Source organism: Paenibacillus lupini (assembly GCF_011761355.1).
GTDB classification, from domain to species: Bacteria; Bacillota; Bacilli; order Paenibacillales; family Paenibacillaceae; genus Pristimantibacillus; species Pristimantibacillus lupini.
Genome location: NZ_JAASRW010000002.1, coordinates 257,461 through 274,366, shown reverse-complemented (window position 1 = coordinate 274,366; position 16,906 = coordinate 257,461). Strand labels below are relative to the sequence as shown.

General features: G+C 46.1%; 12 protein-coding genes. 3 read left to right on the top strand and 9 right to left on the bottom strand.

From position 1 onward, the window contains the following. Window positions 1–47: 47 nt before the first annotated feature. Window positions 48–932, bottom strand: a complete 885-nt coding sequence (locus tag FHS17_RS06855) for a carbohydrate ABC transporter permease (protein WP_167277146.1) — start codon at window positions 930–932, stop codon at window positions 48–50. 128 nt (window positions 933–1,060) lie between these two features. Next, entirely contained in the window at window positions 1,061–1,999 is a 939-nt protein-coding gene (locus FHS17_RS06850; RefSeq protein WP_243865263.1) for an ABC transporter permease, read from the bottom strand. Window positions 2,000–2,277: 278 nt separating this feature from the next. Here FHS17_RS06850 and FHS17_RS06845 point away from each other — a divergent pair, with 278 nt between their 5' ends. Then, the gene (locus tag FHS17_RS06845; RefSeq protein WP_167277139.1) at window positions 2,278–4,263 is read left to right on the top strand and encodes a beta-galactosidase; all 1,986 of its coding nucleotides are present in this window, start codon (window positions 2,278–2,280) and stop codon (window positions 4,261–4,263) included. 297 nt (window positions 4,264–4,560) lie between these two features. Here FHS17_RS06845 and FHS17_RS06840 read toward each other — a convergent pair whose 3' ends face one another. From FHS17_RS06840 to FHS17_RS06825, 4 genes are all read right to left on the bottom strand, one after another. After that, window positions 4,561–7,095: a LamG-like jellyroll fold domain-containing protein gene (locus FHS17_RS06840; protein WP_167277136.1), complete on the bottom strand. Its 2,535-nt coding sequence runs from the start codon at window positions 7,093–7,095 to the stop codon at window positions 4,561–4,563. 29 nt (window positions 7,096–7,124) lie between these two features. Further along, complete coding sequence (locus FHS17_RS06835) at window positions 7,125–8,024, bottom strand: carbohydrate ABC transporter permease (RefSeq protein WP_167277132.1); 900 nt, start codon at window positions 8,022–8,024, stop codon at window positions 7,125–7,127. A gap of 29 nt (window positions 8,025–8,053) precedes the next feature. Then, complete coding sequence (locus tag FHS17_RS06830; RefSeq protein WP_167277128.1) at window positions 8,054–8,968, bottom strand: ABC transporter permease; 915 nt, start codon at window positions 8,966–8,968, stop codon at window positions 8,054–8,056. A gap of 74 nt (window positions 8,969–9,042) precedes the next feature. Then, complete coding sequence (locus FHS17_RS06825) at window positions 9,043–10,674, bottom strand: ABC transporter substrate-binding protein (RefSeq protein WP_167277125.1); 1,632 nt, start codon at window positions 10,672–10,674, stop codon at window positions 9,043–9,045. Here FHS17_RS06825 and FHS17_RS06820 point away from each other — a divergent pair. After that, entirely contained in the window at window positions 10,649–10,825 is a 177-nt protein-coding gene (locus FHS17_RS06820; RefSeq protein WP_167277121.1) for a hypothetical protein, read from the top strand. The two genes, FHS17_RS06825 and FHS17_RS06820, sit on opposite strands and share 26 nt — an antisense overlap. Before the next feature lie 115 nt (window positions 10,826–10,940). On the opposite strand, the gene FHS17_RS06815 is transcribed toward FHS17_RS06820, so the two are convergent. Together FHS17_RS06815 and FHS17_RS06810 are read right to left on the bottom strand one after the other, a co-directional pair. Next, window positions 10,941–13,205, bottom strand: coding sequence for a helix-turn-helix domain-containing protein (locus tag FHS17_RS06815; RefSeq protein ID WP_167277118.1), 2,265 nt, complete (start codon window positions 13,203–13,205; stop codon window positions 10,941–10,943). A 189-nt stretch (window positions 13,206–13,394) separates the two neighbouring features. After that, a complete protein-coding gene (locus FHS17_RS06810) occupies window positions 13,395–14,903 on the bottom strand; it encodes a DHA2 family efflux MFS transporter permease subunit (protein ID WP_167277115.1) in 1,509 nt (502 codons plus the stop codon). A gap of 232 nt (window positions 14,904–15,135) precedes the next feature. On the opposite strand from FHS17_RS06810, the gene FHS17_RS06805 reads away from it, so the two are divergent. Next, window positions 15,136–15,729, top strand: a complete 594-nt coding sequence (locus tag FHS17_RS06805) for a TetR/AcrR family transcriptional regulator (protein WP_167277112.1) — start codon at window positions 15,136–15,138, stop codon at window positions 15,727–15,729. Between the two features lie 70 nt (window positions 15,730–15,799). On the opposite strand, the gene FHS17_RS06800 is transcribed toward FHS17_RS06805, so the two are convergent. After that, a complete protein-coding gene (locus FHS17_RS06800) occupies window positions 15,800–16,840 on the bottom strand; it encodes a LacI family DNA-binding transcriptional regulator (protein ID WP_167277109.1) in 1,041 nt (346 codons plus the stop codon). Window positions 16,841–16,906 lie beyond the last annotated feature (66 nt).

The window sequence follows — 16,906 nt, the reverse complement described above, 5'->3', positions numbered from 1 at the left end:
AATTACATTAATAATTACTTTAATCATTGCTTATATCGTAATCCGTATTACCCCTTGACCGAACCGATCAAGACTCCTTTAGCAAAATGCTTCTGAAGGAACGGATAGACGAGCAGAATCGGGATGGTACCAATGACGATAACCGCCATCTTAATGGATTGATCCGGCGGTGCCACGAAATTCGGATCCATCGAATTGATGTCGCCAGCAGCCGTCTGCGACAGGAGTACGATTTGTCTCAGCATGACCTGAAGCGGCCATTTCTGCGGATCATTGATGTACAAGAGCGCGGAATAGAAGTTATTCCAATGCCCAACTGCATAAAACAACGTAAAGGTTGCCAGCACTGGCATCGAGAGCGGGAGCACTATTTTCCAGAGTAGTCCAAGCTCGGTACATCCATCAATCTTTGCCGCCTCCTCCAGCTCCGCGGGCAGCTCCTGAAAGAAGTTTTTCACAATGATCAGGTTAAAGGCGCTGATTGCACCAGGAAGGATTAAAGCCCAGTAGGAATCTAGCAAATGCAGGTCACGTACAACGAGATAAGTTGGAATAAGACCGCCGCCGAACAGCATCGAGAAGACAATCAAATTGAGCACCGTATTACGTCCCATTAGATTCCGTTTCGATAACGCATACGCCATCGTTACGGTAAAGAACAAGTTGACTAATGTCCCAAGAACGGTAACGTACATGGACACTTTGACACTTTGCAATATCGTATCCGTTGAGAAAATAAACTGGTAAGCCGCTATCGTGAACGTCTCAGGTATGAGGAACACAGCTCTCTTCGTTAATTCCGCATCAGATGCGAACGACCCCGCTATGATGTATATAAAAGGCAGCACAGCAAGCAAGCTGATTACGCTTAGTACGATCAGATTGGTGATGTCAAACGCCGTTCCAGAGACACTTCTATATTGTTTTGCCATTTGCTTCTCCTCCTAAAAAGAATTGCCACACTTGTGGCTCAGTTGCAGCCATAGGTGGTGATTCTTACTTCGTAAGCAAAATCTTAAAGAATGCAACCATAGGTGGTGATTCTTCCTTCGTAAGCACCCTAGTAGATGCCGGACTGTCCGAAACGCTTGGCAAGCCAGTTCGCCCCAAGCACCAGGACGACACCGATAACCGCTTTGAACAAACCTACAGCTGTACTGTAGCTAAATGCGCCTTGCGTGATCCCCATCATGTACACGTACGTATCGAACACTTCCGCTACGTCCCTATTAAGGGGGTTCAGCATGAGGAAGATCTGCTCGAATCCATTGTCCAGCACGTCCCCCATCCGCAAGATCAGCAAAATAATAATCGTGCTTCGAATCGATGGGAGTGTAATATGCCACAACTGTCTCCAGCGGTTCGCTCCATCTGTAATCGCTGCCTCATATTGCTCTACATCAACACCGGCCAGCGCAGCTAGGAAGATGATCGTACCAAAGCCGGTTTCCTTCCAGATGGTCTGCATAATAATCATCGGCCGGAACCATTCGGGACTGGAAAGGAAGTCGACTTTGCTGCCAAAATACTTCTGCAGCATTTCGTTCACTAGACCACCTTCGGTCGTCAGAAACACGTAGGTCAAGCTTGCTACAATAACAAGCGAGATAAAATGCGGGATATAGATGAGCGTCTGAACGATTCTTTTGAAGAAAGCCAGCCTAATTTCATTTAATAGAAGAGCCAATATAATAGGTGCCGGGAAATAGAACACCAGATTGTATAAGGAGAGTATTAAAGTGTTTCGCAGCAGCATGAAAAATTCAGGATTGGTGAAGAAAACATGGAAATGATCAAGTCCTACCCAATCACTTTTCCAAAAGCCCAAAAAGGGCTGATAGTTTTTGAATGCGAGCATTACGCCCCACATCGGCACATATTTGAAAATAATGAAATATAACAGGCCCGGAGTTAGCAGCAAGTACAACCACTTATCTCTCTTGAGCCTCCCCATCACGCTAGGTCTTCTCAATTTGTTTGTAGTCGTCTCCTGCATCATCTCGATCGGGCTAGGAGCAGCCGCCTGCTTCATCCACGTTCACCTCCAAGTATTGGTTGCCTCTCATGCCCTTATTATTGAACCGATAATGCCTTTCCGCCAATCAGACATTTTTGTGTAAGCCCTTCCAAACCCTGGTTACAGGTACAAATCAAGATAATGCAAACCCGTCAAAATAGTAGAAAGCCCAGTCAAACCGAGCAAAATTGTACGATTGTTCAGGTGTTGCCTAGCGCCTATAGTGAAACTGCAAGAATGATGAAGGATAGGTGATGAACATGGGAAAGAAGCTTTACCACGGTGCTGCATGGTATCCGGAGCTTTGGGGCGAAGAGGTTCTTGAGGTTGATATTCGACTAATGAAGGAAGCCGGAATAAATGTCATTCGGATTGGTGAATTCGCCTGGTCGACCATGGAGCCTCATGAAGGCGAAATCGATTTGGATTTTTTTGTCCGCATGATTAAACGGTTGTATGAGAATGGGATCGAGACGATTATGTGTACGCCAACTGCAACACCACCAATCTGGTATAGCCACGGTCATCCCGATCGAATGTATGTGAATGAGCAGCTGCAGACAATGGGACATGGCTCCCGGCAGCATGCTTGTACAAACCATTCTTCCTTCCGGGAAAAGGCTGCTGTCATTACAGAACATATCGCAAGGGCAGTTGGCCGCTTGCCTGGTCTAATTGGCTGGCAGCTCGATAATGAATTCAAAGCCCATGTAGCCGAGTGTATGTGCGGGACTTGTCTCACGTTATGGCATCACTGGCTGGAGAAAAGATATGGAACGATCGAACGGCTTAACGATGCTTGGGGAACACAAATCTGGAGCGAATATTATCATCGTTTCGATCAGGTTCCACAGCCCGGTCCTGCGCCTTTCCTTCATAATTCCTCCCTTAAGACGATGTATCAGCAGTTCTCGATGGAGAAGATTTCGGAGTTTGCTGATGAGCAGGCAGCGATTATTCGGATGTATTCCGATGCACCAATTACCCATAACAGCAGTATGGCTTTTAGTGTAGATAATGAGCGACTATTCCGCGGATTGGATTTTGCCTCCTTTGATACTTACGCCACAACGGATCATGTGCCAGCCTTTTTGATCAACAATGATTTATTTCGCAGCTTCAAGCGTGGACGGGATTACTGGATTATGGAGACAAGCCCTTCCTTCGCAGGGTCGCTTGAGAGCTACGCAAAACCACATCCAAACGGCTACTTACGGGCAGAGGCTGTTGCTGCTTATTCGCTTGGTGCCGAAGCTTTCTGCTATTGGCTCTGGCGGCAGCAGCGTGCCGGCTGTGAGCAGCCACATGGCTCTGTGATAAGCGCTTGGGGTAAGCCAACAGTCGGATATACGAATGTGCTTGAAGTTGAGCTAGCTGTGCGGGATATTGAAGCGGTGATTTTGTCCACACGACCGGCGCAGGCGGAAGTGGCTTTAACCTACTCGGACAGAGCCAAGGTATTCCTGAAAACAGAGCCGCACCGCAAGCTGAATCATCGCGGACTCATGACGGACTTCTACACGCGGATCTTGAACACAGGTATTCACCGGGATGTTGTGCCTGAGGGCTCGGAGCTCGGCGGGTATAAGCTGCTATTCACTCCATTTCTCCCTTACGTGTCAGAGGAATTTATCGATCGGGCAACGGAGTTTGTAGAGGACGGTGGAATTTGGGTCATCGGCCCTCTCACTGGCGGTCGTACGGTGGAGCATACGGTTCATACCGATTCCGCCCTCAGCAAGCTGGAGCGGCTTGCTGGTGTCGAAGCTGTCTTCACCTACCCGATGGATGGCAGTGGCACTATTGGTCATGCCTTTGGACATTCAGCTACTCTTTCCTTTTGGAGCAGCGTGTTTAAGCCCGAAGGAGCCACTGTGATCGGTACCATTGAAGGCGGATTGACACCAGGCCTAGCATTTATCACCGAGAAAGCACATGGTGAGGGCAAAATCGTTATGCTCGGCTCCATGCCAACAGGCGACGAGGGGCAGCATTTACTAGAAACTCTCATCCAGCATTATGCAGATGAAGCTGGTGTGACGCTCCGCTCGCATGTGACACCCGGCACAATTGTCGCGCCAAGACGCGGCGACGGATACGAGCTATGGATTATCGTCAACATGGATGGCATCGGCGGCAGTGTAACCATCCCTCGCGCAGGCGTCGATGTGCTGTCAGGTGAGCCGATTGTCCTTGGAAGTAAACTCGAACTCGGAAGATACGAGTATAGGGTTGTAAGATTCTAGCTTGGTTGGTTTCGTCCACCTTTCATAACAAACAGAGGATGCCCCATGGGACATCCTCTGTTTGTTATTGCAATATTCCCTATGTGTTTCTACCGAGCCGCTCTAACGAACCGTATAAGCCTTATTCGACCAATACAGGCTGCTGTCCAATTCTAACGAATCCATATATCACTATTAATCTGTTTGAGGCTCAGAAAACACGAAATTTGATGAAATAGCGTTACCAGGATTCGTTAGTTTTTGAAATGCCGCAATTACGAGCAAATAAGATGACTACGATTCGTTAGCCTCTAGCTCCTATTGTTCTGCTAGCTCTGCAACCTGCACAGGACTCAGTGCTCCTTCATATACCTGCAGCTCATCAAGCTGTCCTTTGAATGGAGTATCCCACCAGTTCACACCAAGACTGAAGACCGAATCGGTTCCGGTGAAAATATCCGGGAAGTTCGAACCATTAAACTTCAGTTCCCCGTTAACATATACGGACAAAGTTCCGTTATCTACGGAATAAGCTAGATGTGTCCACGAGCCTGTTGGAATAGTTAGACCTGCGATCCCGTCATACCAGACATTGCTGCCCGACCATACCATGGTGTTATCGCCAACCGGCCCTTTAGGGAGCAGGCTGACCCAGTTGTAGCCGTCTTTTGCTCCAAAGAAAGTTGTTGTATAGGTCGTCAACTGCTCAGGCTTCACCCACAGCGATACCGAATACTGATTGCTGTCAATCAGCTTGTTCGGCAAACGTACACCAGACGCTCCATCCAATACCGCAGCATTGCCTTCAACGCCAGCCGTATACGAAATAGTGCCTCCCGTATTGTCGATCCGATTACCTGTAATCGATCCTGCACCAAAGCTGCCCGTGGAGTCAGCTAAGTCATTCTCAAAGGAATACTTCGCGACAAGTGATGCATCTTCATAAGGAAGCACGGTTAAGTTAAAGCTCCTCGAGCTTGTCACGGTTCCCTTCGTAATAACAGCGGTCAGCGTTACGGTTGCTGCACTTGAACCAGATTCAGGACGAACAACCACACCTGCTGCCGACACGACATCCGGATTGCTGGAAGTCCATGTGATAGAGGCATGACGCATGCCTTCAGAAGGAAGATTCAGATTTGCAATGACACGGCTGGTATCTCCTATATTCAAATCTGCCTTAATATCCGCAACGATCTGTGAGTCCTTCAGATCCTCCTGCTTACTGCCCCAAATAGTTACCCCTTCATTAGACATAGCTGTAAATGTCATAACAAATTGTTCGGAGCTAGGATCCCATCCTTTCACGAACACACCTTTGTACGTTTTGCCATCCAAAGTGAGTTCTGCTTCGTTATGACCCGTCGACATCCAAGTCCCCGATACATCGCCAGTCACCTTATTATTCTTATTCAGCGTGATGTAGCTGGACTCTACTAGGTCAGCCGTTGTTCCTTTGCCATGATTAATAAATTTATATTCGCCGTTTAGATCTTCGCGCTTCACTTTCTCCAGCGATTCGCCCGAATAACGGTATGGCGCAGTGACAAGCCAGCCGTCTTTATTCATAAACATCTGATGCACACGAACTTCGTGAACCTCGCCTTTCTGCGGGAACCTGGAATGGAAGACTAGAAACATTTTCCCTGTATCCGGATCCTGGTAGAAAGAGTTATGGCCTGGCGAAACATAGCCGTAGCCGATGCCTGTTCCAGGGTCGCCAACTTCACGCTTAAAGAGGAAGTTCCCCATCAGCTTATTTCCAAATGCGGACACATCCGTGTCGCCTGGAAGTACAGCGCTTTTCCCAGAAGCGTCTACAAAAGGACCAAGCGGATTCTTGGAGCGGTACAATCTCATATTGTAGCCGCCGTCTGCACCCAGCCACCCAATCGTTTCAAACAAATAATAATAGTCCGTTTGCTTGTTATAGACCATGTAAGGACCTTCTCCGGATTTGTAGAAGCCGCCAGCGATCTTCGTTCCAAAATAACGGTCAACTAGTCTGCCGTCCTTCGTAACGGAGTCTATCCCCGGATAGATTGCTTTGCCTGTTGCCGGATCAATCTGCAGCGTGAATATGCCGCCTGACCAAGAGCCGTAAGACATCCACAGCTTACCGTTCTCATCAAACATGAGCTGCGGGTCAATCGCATTTGGATACGTAATATTGGAGAATGTGCCATCGCTATTAAACCATTTGTCGCTGGAGCCACTTAGTTTCCCGCCCTCGATCAGCTGCGGGATATTCGTGTTTGTCCATTTCTTATTAATAACACTGTTGGCATCATAAGCCTCACCAGCTGTAAATCCGGAATATACGAGAGTATCCACATACGTATACGGACCCTCGATGTTTTGCGACACGCCAAAACCAATTGCAGAGCGGATGTAAGTTGATGAGGTGCAATAATAAATCATATAAGCGCCCTTCGTTCCATCTGCATTGACATAGCTGTCATTCCAGAAAACGTCCGGAGCCCAGACGGAGAAGCCGCCTTTGCTGTCGGAATCATTTTCCCCGGCCCACTTAAAAGATGTCGCGAGATTCTGTGATAGATTCCCGTAAATCACATTGTTTGGAGTGGTATATCCGTTCGTAAACGTCTCCCAATTCATCAAATCCGTTGATTTGGCAGCCTCTATATGGGAGCCAAATACATAGAAGTTGTTTCCGTCTCTGACGATCGAAGGGTCATGGACCGATACATTGCTGTACGTTGGTGCAGCCGGCTCGCTATTTGCGCCAGGCTTCTTGTCAGATGCAGTGGTTGCCCCGCTCCCCATTACAGTTACTGGAATTGCTAACGTAAGAATTAACGTGGACAAAATCAACTTATAAGATTTTCGCATTCTTCGAACATTCTCCTCTTCATATGAGATCATCCTTTAACCGAGCCGATCATAACCCCTTTCTCGAAATATTTCTGAAGGAACGGATATAACATGAGAATCGGTAGAGACGACACGATAATGACGCCATATTTGATCTGGTCCGCATACCGCTGGGCATAACCGCCCGACGCAGCTCCACCACCTGTACCCGCACCGTTTTGGAACACCTGATTAGACAACAGGATGTCACGAAGTACGATCTGAAGCGGCTGCAGGTTGTTATCCCGAATGTAGATCAAGCCCGTAAAGAAATCATTCCAATGACCTACTAAGTAATAGAGGCCAATAACAGAGATTAGAGCCTTGGAGAGTGGCAGCGCAACCTTGGCAAAATACATAAAATGCGAGCAGCCATCCATTACAGCGGCCTCATGCAGCTCCGCGGGCAGCGCCGTTTCAAAGAAGGTACGTGCAATAATCAAAAAGAAGATATTAACGCAAAACGGTAAAATAAACACCCAAAACGTGTTCGTCAGATGAAGGTCTTTCATTAACAGGTAGGTTGGAATAAGACCTCCGTTGAAGAACATCGTGATGACAAATAGAAACATGATTGGACGTCTCGCCTTAAATTCCTTCCGTGACAGCACATACGCAGCTGGCATCGTAAACAGCATGTTTACGAATGTGCCAAATACGGTATAAAACAAGGTGTTCCGATATCCGATCCACACACGGCTGTCCTGGAATATTTCCTTATACCCGAATAGACTTGACCCCTTCGGAAACAGCAGCACCTTTCCCGTCGAGACCAGTGTTGAATCACTAAAGGAAGCGATGATGATAAAGTACAGCGGATAAACGATGATTAGAAAAATAACCGCACATAAGGCATACAGCACAATGTGAAAAGCCAATTCCTTTCCGGTTAAACCTTTAAGTGCCAAGGTAGACCCCCTCCTTTCCGAGAACTGTCTTAATACAAGCTTGTATTAGACATCTTCTTCGATATGGCGTTCATCGCAAACAAGAATACGAAGTTAATGACCGTGTTAAAGAGCCCGATAGCAGAAGCATAGCTGAATTGATTGGATATGATCCCGATCTTATACACATAGGTGGAAATTACCTCTGAGACGGGCAAATTAAGCGAGTTTTGCATCAAGAAGATTTTCTCAAAGCCGGTGCTAAGGATATTCCCCATACTAAGAATGAACAGGATAAGGATTGTTGGGATTAGAGCAGGAATATCTACATTCCGGATAAGCTGCCATCTGCTCGCGCCGTCAATCTTGGCCGAATCATATAGCTGCGGATCAACTGTTGACAGCGCTGCCAAATAAATAATGCTGTTCCAGCCGCAATGCTGCCAAATATCTGAGAGTACATAGACCGGAATAAACGTATTGGTTGAGGCGATCAAGTTGATATGACCTAAGCCAAGTCCCTTCATCATATAACCGATGACACCCGTCTCCGGTGACATCAGAACGTTCATCATCCCAACGAGCACGATAATAGATATAAAATGCGGCAAATAAACGGTCGTCTGCATCAACGTTTTCATCCGCTTACGGCGGATCTGATTCAAGATTAAAGCGAGGATAATAGGTGCTGGAAACCCAACGATAATCGTCGCTAGGCTGATCAGAAACGTGTTGCGCATCAAATCCGAGAATAGATAACTGTCAATAAATTGCCGGAAATAGTCTAGGCCACGCCACTCGCCACCGGTCAGACCTTTCGAAAAATCAAAGTCCCGGAACGAAAGCTGGATCCCGTACATCGGAATATAGTTAAAGATTAGAACAGCGGCAATAGCAGGCGCGATCATGATCCAAAGCTGATAATCCCGCCGTAATGTCCGAAGTCCTCCTCCACGTGTTCGCATAGGCTGATATCCCTCCTTAACATGCCGGATCTGCTACGCCGCTCTGGAAAGCCGCATAGCAGATCCCCTGCTTGTTATTGCTTTTTGTATTCGTCGTAGTATTTCTGCATAATTTCAAGATTTTGCTTGAGACCTGCTTTCTCGCTTTCCTTCACATAGCTGTCCCAATCTGATTCGATGCCGCCTTTTGTAACCCATTTGGCAAAGTTGGTATTCGCCAGATTCATGACATTCGTATTATTGAGTCCCATCGTGCTGTTGTCTGCACTCGAATATTTGAGGAAACCTGGGAAGACGTCATTATCTACGTCGATCTGAATGGCGTCAATTGGCTTCGATTGCTCAAGAACCTCCTGCATATCTTTGCCAAGCGTCAATTGAAGTGTATCCGGGATATAGAAAGCACCGTTATCAGCCATCGTAGATGTCCATTTCCATGTACCTGGATCCATTTTCGTATCAGCCGGCGGCAGTACACTATAGCTGCCATCTCCGTTATCCTTAATGTTTGGTCCAAGGGATCCGAAGAGAACCTGCATCCCCATATCAGGAGCGTACAGCTCGTTAATGAAGCGCATAACCGCTTCCTTGTTTTTCGATTTGGCTGACATCACAATTTGGTTGATACCATAGTTCAAAGAGTTATAGTCATAGCTCCAAGATACTGCACTGTCCGGAGTAGCTTTTATTGGCGACATCGAGGTGTATTGCGGAGCAAGCTGCTCGCCGAACCGGTCGGAGGCTACCCATCCGAACGTAAAACCAACCTTCGCCATATCCCCTTCGCCGCGGGCAACGGACTGGTATTTCGTATAATCATGCGTGAATACTTCCGGATTAATGAGACCTGCTTTATTCAGCTTGTTCAAGAAGGTAACCATCGTCTTGTAGCGCTCATCAACGAGAAAGTTTTTCACTTTACCATCTTCAACAAAGTAGCCTTGCGGACTGCCATCTGTAAGGGTCATCCCCGTACCGCTCAGTAAATAAGCAGCGTTGAAATAACCGCCGATTCCGCCCGGCCAGTCCATCGGAATTTCATCATTTGGATCACCGTTGCCATTTGCATCCTTTTCTTTGAATGCAACAAGCACATCATATAATTCATCCCACGTTGTAGGCATGCTCAGACTCAGATTATCGAGCCACTTCTGGTTAATGTACATACGTGAAGCCGTAGATGGCCAATAACGCTGATATTTCGGTAGACCAAAGATTTTTCCGTCCGACTGCTCGGCAATCTTCTTCGTCTCCGGCTTCGCTTCGAACATCGCCGTAACATTAGGTGCTTGATCCAGCATACCGGACAGATCTTGGAACAAGCCTTGGAATTGTGCGAAGTCCGCATCGGTGATCACGTTTGGACCAATAAAGAGATCAGGTACATCGCCGCTCGCCAGCATTGTCCCCTTCTTCTGATCCCAGTCAGCCGTAATTTCCTGCCATTCGATCTCGACCCCTGCTTTGTCTTCTACTTGCTGCAGCCATTCCATTTCTTTGAGAGGTTTCGTCAAAGGATGCTTCGTCATAATGGCGGTCAGCTTAACTTTCTTCCCACTGTCCGTACCTGTGGAACTGTTAGCCGTTGGACTACTTCCCGTATTCGTATTGCCATTACCATTGTTGCCGCCCGAGTTGCTGCATGCTGACATCATTGTCGTTGCCGCCAGCAGGACGGAGATGAAACTGACTACTTTTTTCCGCATGTCATTGCCCCCTCATATAAGTAAGTTTAATAACTTGCAGCAGCATCAGTCTGAAGCGCTGCGCCAGGACTTTGGCTCCCGGTACAATCACTCTAATCTCATCAGCACGAAGCCGTATACGGACAGTATTCGAACGATCAGCAATTTTTGAAAGCGTTTGCTAAATTCAATTATTGTATATCTTCAAAAATTGCCCCTTGCCACTAAACAAACAGAAAGCCTGCCGATCAATTCGGCAGGCCGGGGTATACAGCAGCAACTTCAAGTCAGGAAATAAGCTTATGCGTTTCCCGGTACTGCCCTGGAGTTGTTCCTACGATTTTTTTGAAGCAGCGAATAAAGCTTGAGGTATTGGAGAAACCCGTCTGCTGCGCAACAGCATCCAGCGTCTGATTCGTACTCCTCAGAAGTTGAATGGAGGTCTGAATACGGAATACATCAATGTATTCTTTAAAATTCTGACCCATCGTTTTTTTGAAATGATGACTGAAATTCGAAGCAGACATCGTGAAGTGATCGGCGATGAGCTGGAGGGAAAAATCGGCATGTAATCCCCTTTGCTCAATAAAGTCGGTTATCTCTTCTTGTGATGCATGGCGCACAGTCGGGAGCATGTTCTGAATGATTCCACAGAGCCGTGTACAACTGTCGCTGATAATACCGGTCATCTGTTCAACCGTATAACGGTACTGATAAGCTGTATCGGTAAGTCTAAGCAATCCATCATCATTAGGGCCAAACCGCTGAAGACCATTTAGAAGGGCACTCACCGTGTTAATATATACACTTCTTACCATATGAGGCGGCATTCCCTCACTTCTAAGCTGGCAATTAATTCGCTCCGTAATATTCTGGACAGACCCCGCATCATTCTTAAGAATCGCCAGTTCTAGCGATTGCAGCAGCTCAGCGAAATAGGAAATCGACCCGGCTTTGGGTGAATCAAGTTCATCAAATACGAGTACAGGATTACCGCCGCGCAGCCGCAAATGCTCGATAGCCCGCATCGCCTGCAAATAAGCAACATGGACAGTATCTGTCGTGTCTGGCTTGGTGGTTACTCCAATGCCTATATGAACCTTGGCTTCCGTCTTTTCTTCCAGCTCCCTGCAAAGCTCTATTAAGAATGGTTTAATGGAATAAGAGAGCTCATGTGAGCATACGAAGATCATTTCATGACTGTAAATACTCTTAAGCATATAGCCTGTCATCTCGTCTGAATGTCTTCCTTCAATTGAACGTAAATATTCGGCTGTACAGTCATCACTTACAGACGAATCCATTGCGATAACAGCCACTGCAATCGAGTGATATGGAAATTCAATGCCATATGTAAGGGCTTGCTCGAGATATTCCTGTCCGTATGCTGTCTTCCCGCTGACCAGCTCAAACAATAAATTATCCCGCATCGTCTGCTTCACCCGGGCATCTAATGAGCTGTTGGCTGATACAAGCTCGCCAAGTGCATAACGGATGGTCTCAAACTCATTCATTGGCTTCCGCTCCACTGTCTCGAATAAGTTGGCAGCGAAATCGACCAGCCGTTTGATCGGTTGATAATTTCGGCGGATGGATATGTAGATGATCAAAAACTCAAGCAGCAGCATTAAACCAATAAGCAGGATTGTGTTACGCTGCACAGACTGAATGCCCTGCAGCATTTCGGTCACAGGCAGCACACTAACGTATTGCCATCCATTTTTATCCGAGACGGTGTGAGAGACGATAAAGGAATGACCATCCTTTTTATACAAGCCGGCTCCTTCCCCATTCTCTACAAGACCTGATAGAAATTCTTGAAGCTCATCTGCCGGAATGTAAGCTGACTGGTTAGAAGACAACAAGGAGCGTCCATCGGTGTCTATAATAAAAAAGTTGCCGCTGTACATCTCAGACATGGAATTAAGCATACGGATTATCGTATCCTCACGAACCATGATGAGAACAGCTCCTGGAGTTTCATAGCCGCCAATCGGCAGCGGAAGCGCAAAGGTAAGCATACGGACATGATTACTGCCCGGTATGATAACATCCTCTACTGGCCTCACGATAGGTGCTTTCAAATGACTGAGCTGTGCAAACATCTGTTTTTGCGGCCAATTCTCGTAGTAATATCCAATACCCGGCTTCGAGAAATCCTCTTCTTTGTAAGCGCTTCCTGTTTTGGCGAATAAATAACCCATGTTTTTCAGATACAGCAGCGTATTGTCAATAAAGCCGTCTGTTGCATTATATTTGCGCATTTCATTAGCAATCATTACCCGCTGATAGTCTCTGTCATCGGTATTGTACAATTTGATCTCCCGGTTCTTCACGAGCTCGAACGGCAAATTGTACACATAACGCGTAAACGTATCCATAGAATTCATAACTTGCTCTGTCAGATGAGTGTTCCAGTCCATCTCCTTCTGTTTGACGACAGCTGTAGAATGTGGGTAATAGTAAGCTAATATGATCAGTACAGGAAACAAGAGCACCAGCAGATAAGAGACAAGATGCTGAATCAGCAGGTTCATGCGGTTCTTTTTCACGGGATGCCACCTTTCGTTCCAATAACAAGCTACCATACGGAAAGGATGGAAAAAGCCTCTTTAACTGTTTTATTATACCACCCGAAAAGATTGTGGACTACGGCCTAAAGCAGGAAACGTCGTAAAAGTGGAGGACAAAACGGTATAAAAAAAGAGCTGCCCACGAGGACAGCTCTTCTAAATCTTCTATTAACCTTTTTGAACAGCAGCTTTATTTACTATTGTGTCTGTGCTTTTCTCCTCTGTTGCTTGTGGAACACGTTTAAGGAAGAAGGTGAGCAAGAGACCTACAACACCAATACCTACGATAACCAGATAAGCATCATTCATACCACTGATCGTAGCGTTCGTAATCATTTGCTGTTGCGACACACCTTCTGTTGCACCAGATGCCATCGCATCCGTTAAATGCGATTTCGTTTGGGTCGTCAGGATGGTAACGAGCAACGATGTACCAATCGCACCAGCTACCTGTCTGATTGTATTGGAAATTGCTGTACCATGCGCATTCAGACGGTTAGGCAATTGGTTGAGTCCTGCCGTTTGAACTGGCATCATCAGAAGCGCCATGCCAATTCTGCGGCCTGTAGACATAAGCACCAAATACGTATAGGAGGTTGAATCTGTCAAGTTAATGAAACCAAGTGTTGTAGCAATGACAACAACCATACCCGCTATCGACAGCCATTTCGCTCCGAATTTATCAAACAGTCTACCTGTTATTGGCATCAGTAAGCCCATGACAAGCGCGCCAGGAAGCAAGAGCAGACCCGATTCCATAGCTGTATAACCACGTGCATTTTGCAGATACAACGGAAGCAGTATCATATCTGCATACATAACCATAGTAATGGCAATGTTGATGAAGGTTGTTAAGGAATACATATTGTACTTGAAGACACGAAGCTCAAGAAGCGGATTGCTTGAGGTCAACTGCCGCCAAGTAAACAGCCCCAGAGATAAAAGGCCCACGATAATCGACAATAGTACTTCTACGCTATCCCATCCGGCACTACTTGCCCGACTGAAGCCAAATAATACTGCACCAAAACCAATAGTGGACAAGATAATACTAACGACATCAACCTTAGGATAAGAACGTTCCGATACATTGGTAAGGAAGATATAACCGCACACTATAACAATAACTGCAAGCGGGATCATACCGTAGAACATCATTTCCCATTTATAGTTCTCCAGAACCCAGCCAGCAAGAGTTGGTCCAATCGCCGGGGCGAAAATAATTGCAGTACCAACCAATCCCATTGCACCGCCCCGCTTCTCAGGAGGGAACAAGGTCAAGATAACCGTCATCATAAGAGGCATAATAATACCAGCACCAGCCGCCTGAATTAACCGACCGATTAGCAGTACATTAAAATCAGTTGCAATAGCCGATACAATGGTACCGATAAGGAATAAAATCATCGACGTCTGGAATAACTCACGCGTCGTAAATCGCTGCATTAGAAAAGCAGTAATCGGGATTAAAATACCGTTGACCAACATATAACCCGTTGTCAGCCATTGTACCGTTGCCGCCGAAATACTGAAATCGTTCATCAATTCTGGACCTGCAACACTCATAATCGTTTGGTTCAGCGTCGAAATAAAGGCGCCTATAATCAAGACGAATAAAATTGGCCCCTTCTTGATAGAACTGCCGCTTGAATTTAAACTTTTACTCAACCGCTCCATCCTTCTTTCTTGTCTCTCTAGACTAAATTTACAACGTGTCGTATAGTGAACATTGTATAAATTAAATTATAGCTCGTGGCGCCTTCTTTACAAGCGACGATTCCATTCAAAAGTGTAAATTAGTAGACAGTTACACAAATAACTGTAGTTTATCCTTCGAAAATAATACATTAAAAATGAAATTGTAGTTCACAACTAAAGGAATTACTACTAAAAGAAAGGAATTTGATCAATGGACAAAACAACTCGGACAGATCCTCGTATTCTACGGACACGCCAGCTGCTTAGAGATGCTTTTATTGAGCTGCTAGAGGAGATGGAGATAGAGAAGATTTCTGTCAATCGCCTTGCAGAGCGCGCTACAATTAACCGCGTCACTTTTTACCTTCATTATAAGGACATCCCGGATATGCTGGACAAGATGGCAGATGACATGATTGACGATATTCATCGCGTATTGGATCAATCAACTGTAAAATCAGATTCACCGGAATTAATTAATTCTACTTTGCTTGTTAATTTACTCGAACATATTGCGGAGCATTCGAAATTTTATAAGGTCATTCTTGCATCCCATCGTACAACAATCTTTACAGATCGATTATTGAGACTGTTGACTAAACTCATCTCGGATGGAATCGAAAAGCGGGGAAACAGCTCTTTTGTTACCAAAAACAATATTCAGAAAGATATTGCCGTCTGGTACAGTTCAGCTGCCTTAATTGGAACAATCGTGTCTTGGCTTCGGGTGGACATGCCCTATACCCCAATGTTTCTTGCCAAGCAGTTTCTTATGCTGCGCAAGCTTGAAGATAACACAGAATAACGACATGTAAATCGCCTCCACCCTGGGAATACTAATCAGGTGAAGGCGATTTTCTACTACCGCTGTTTTTTTAAATCTTATATCCATCTGTTACTGGTGCCGTACTTTGTCTAATGACAAGCTCCGGCTCCAGCGAGTACACCTTCTTGACCTTTTCTTTACTCATAAGCTCCCGCAGCACTCGAACCGCTGTACGTCCAAGACTATTCGCTTGCTGCGAGACCGTAGTTAATTCTGGAATAACATGATGAGCTAACGGAATATCATCAAACCCAACGATCGAAATATCATCCGGCACACGCAGACCTTGTTCAACGGCTGCCTTAATAGCACCAATAGCAGTAAAATCATTCACACAGCAGACAGCTGTAGGCTTATCTGTTAACTTCAATAAAGCCTCCATTTGTTCACGCCCCGAATCTACCGAGAAGCTGCCCGGCAGGATCCATTCCTCATGCAGCTGCAATCCGGCATCCTTGATCGTCTTCTTGTATGCCCGAATTTTCACCGCTGTGGTAGACATATGACTCTCGCCGCCGATAAATCCGATCTTCGTATGGCCGATGTCGATCAAATGTTTGACAGCAAGAACAGTGCCCGCATATTCATCCGTAATTACACGTGTTAAACCGGAATCCTTGAGATTCCCGTTCACGAGCACCAAAGGAATTTTCTGCGCATGCTCGACGACCTCTTGAATTAAAGCTGGCTTACAATCCTTCAAGTTGATACGCCCGCCCATAAAGATAATGCCGTCCACCCGTTTTTCCTGCATCATGGTTAGAAATTCAGATTCCTTGTCATGTAGGCCAATGGTATTACAAAGGAAAAAGGTATGTCCGAACTCTCGCCCCTCCTGCTCTGCACCGGAAAACACCTCAGGGAAAAAGGGGTTCGTAATATCCGGCAATATAACGCCAATAATCCCCGTCTCTTTCTTCAGTAAGCTCCTCGCATTCGCGTTAGGCTGGAACTGATATTTCTGCATAATCGCTTCGACTTTCTCCCGCGTGGAAGCGCGTACAGGAGCAGTGTCATTAAGCACCCGGGAGACCGTAGCAACAGATACTTTGGCTTCTTTGGCTATATCGTATACGGTAACTTGCTTCATCGTCTGGTTCCCTTCTAGTACAACTAATATACCTAAAATTATACCAAAGATTGTATGCTAATGAAA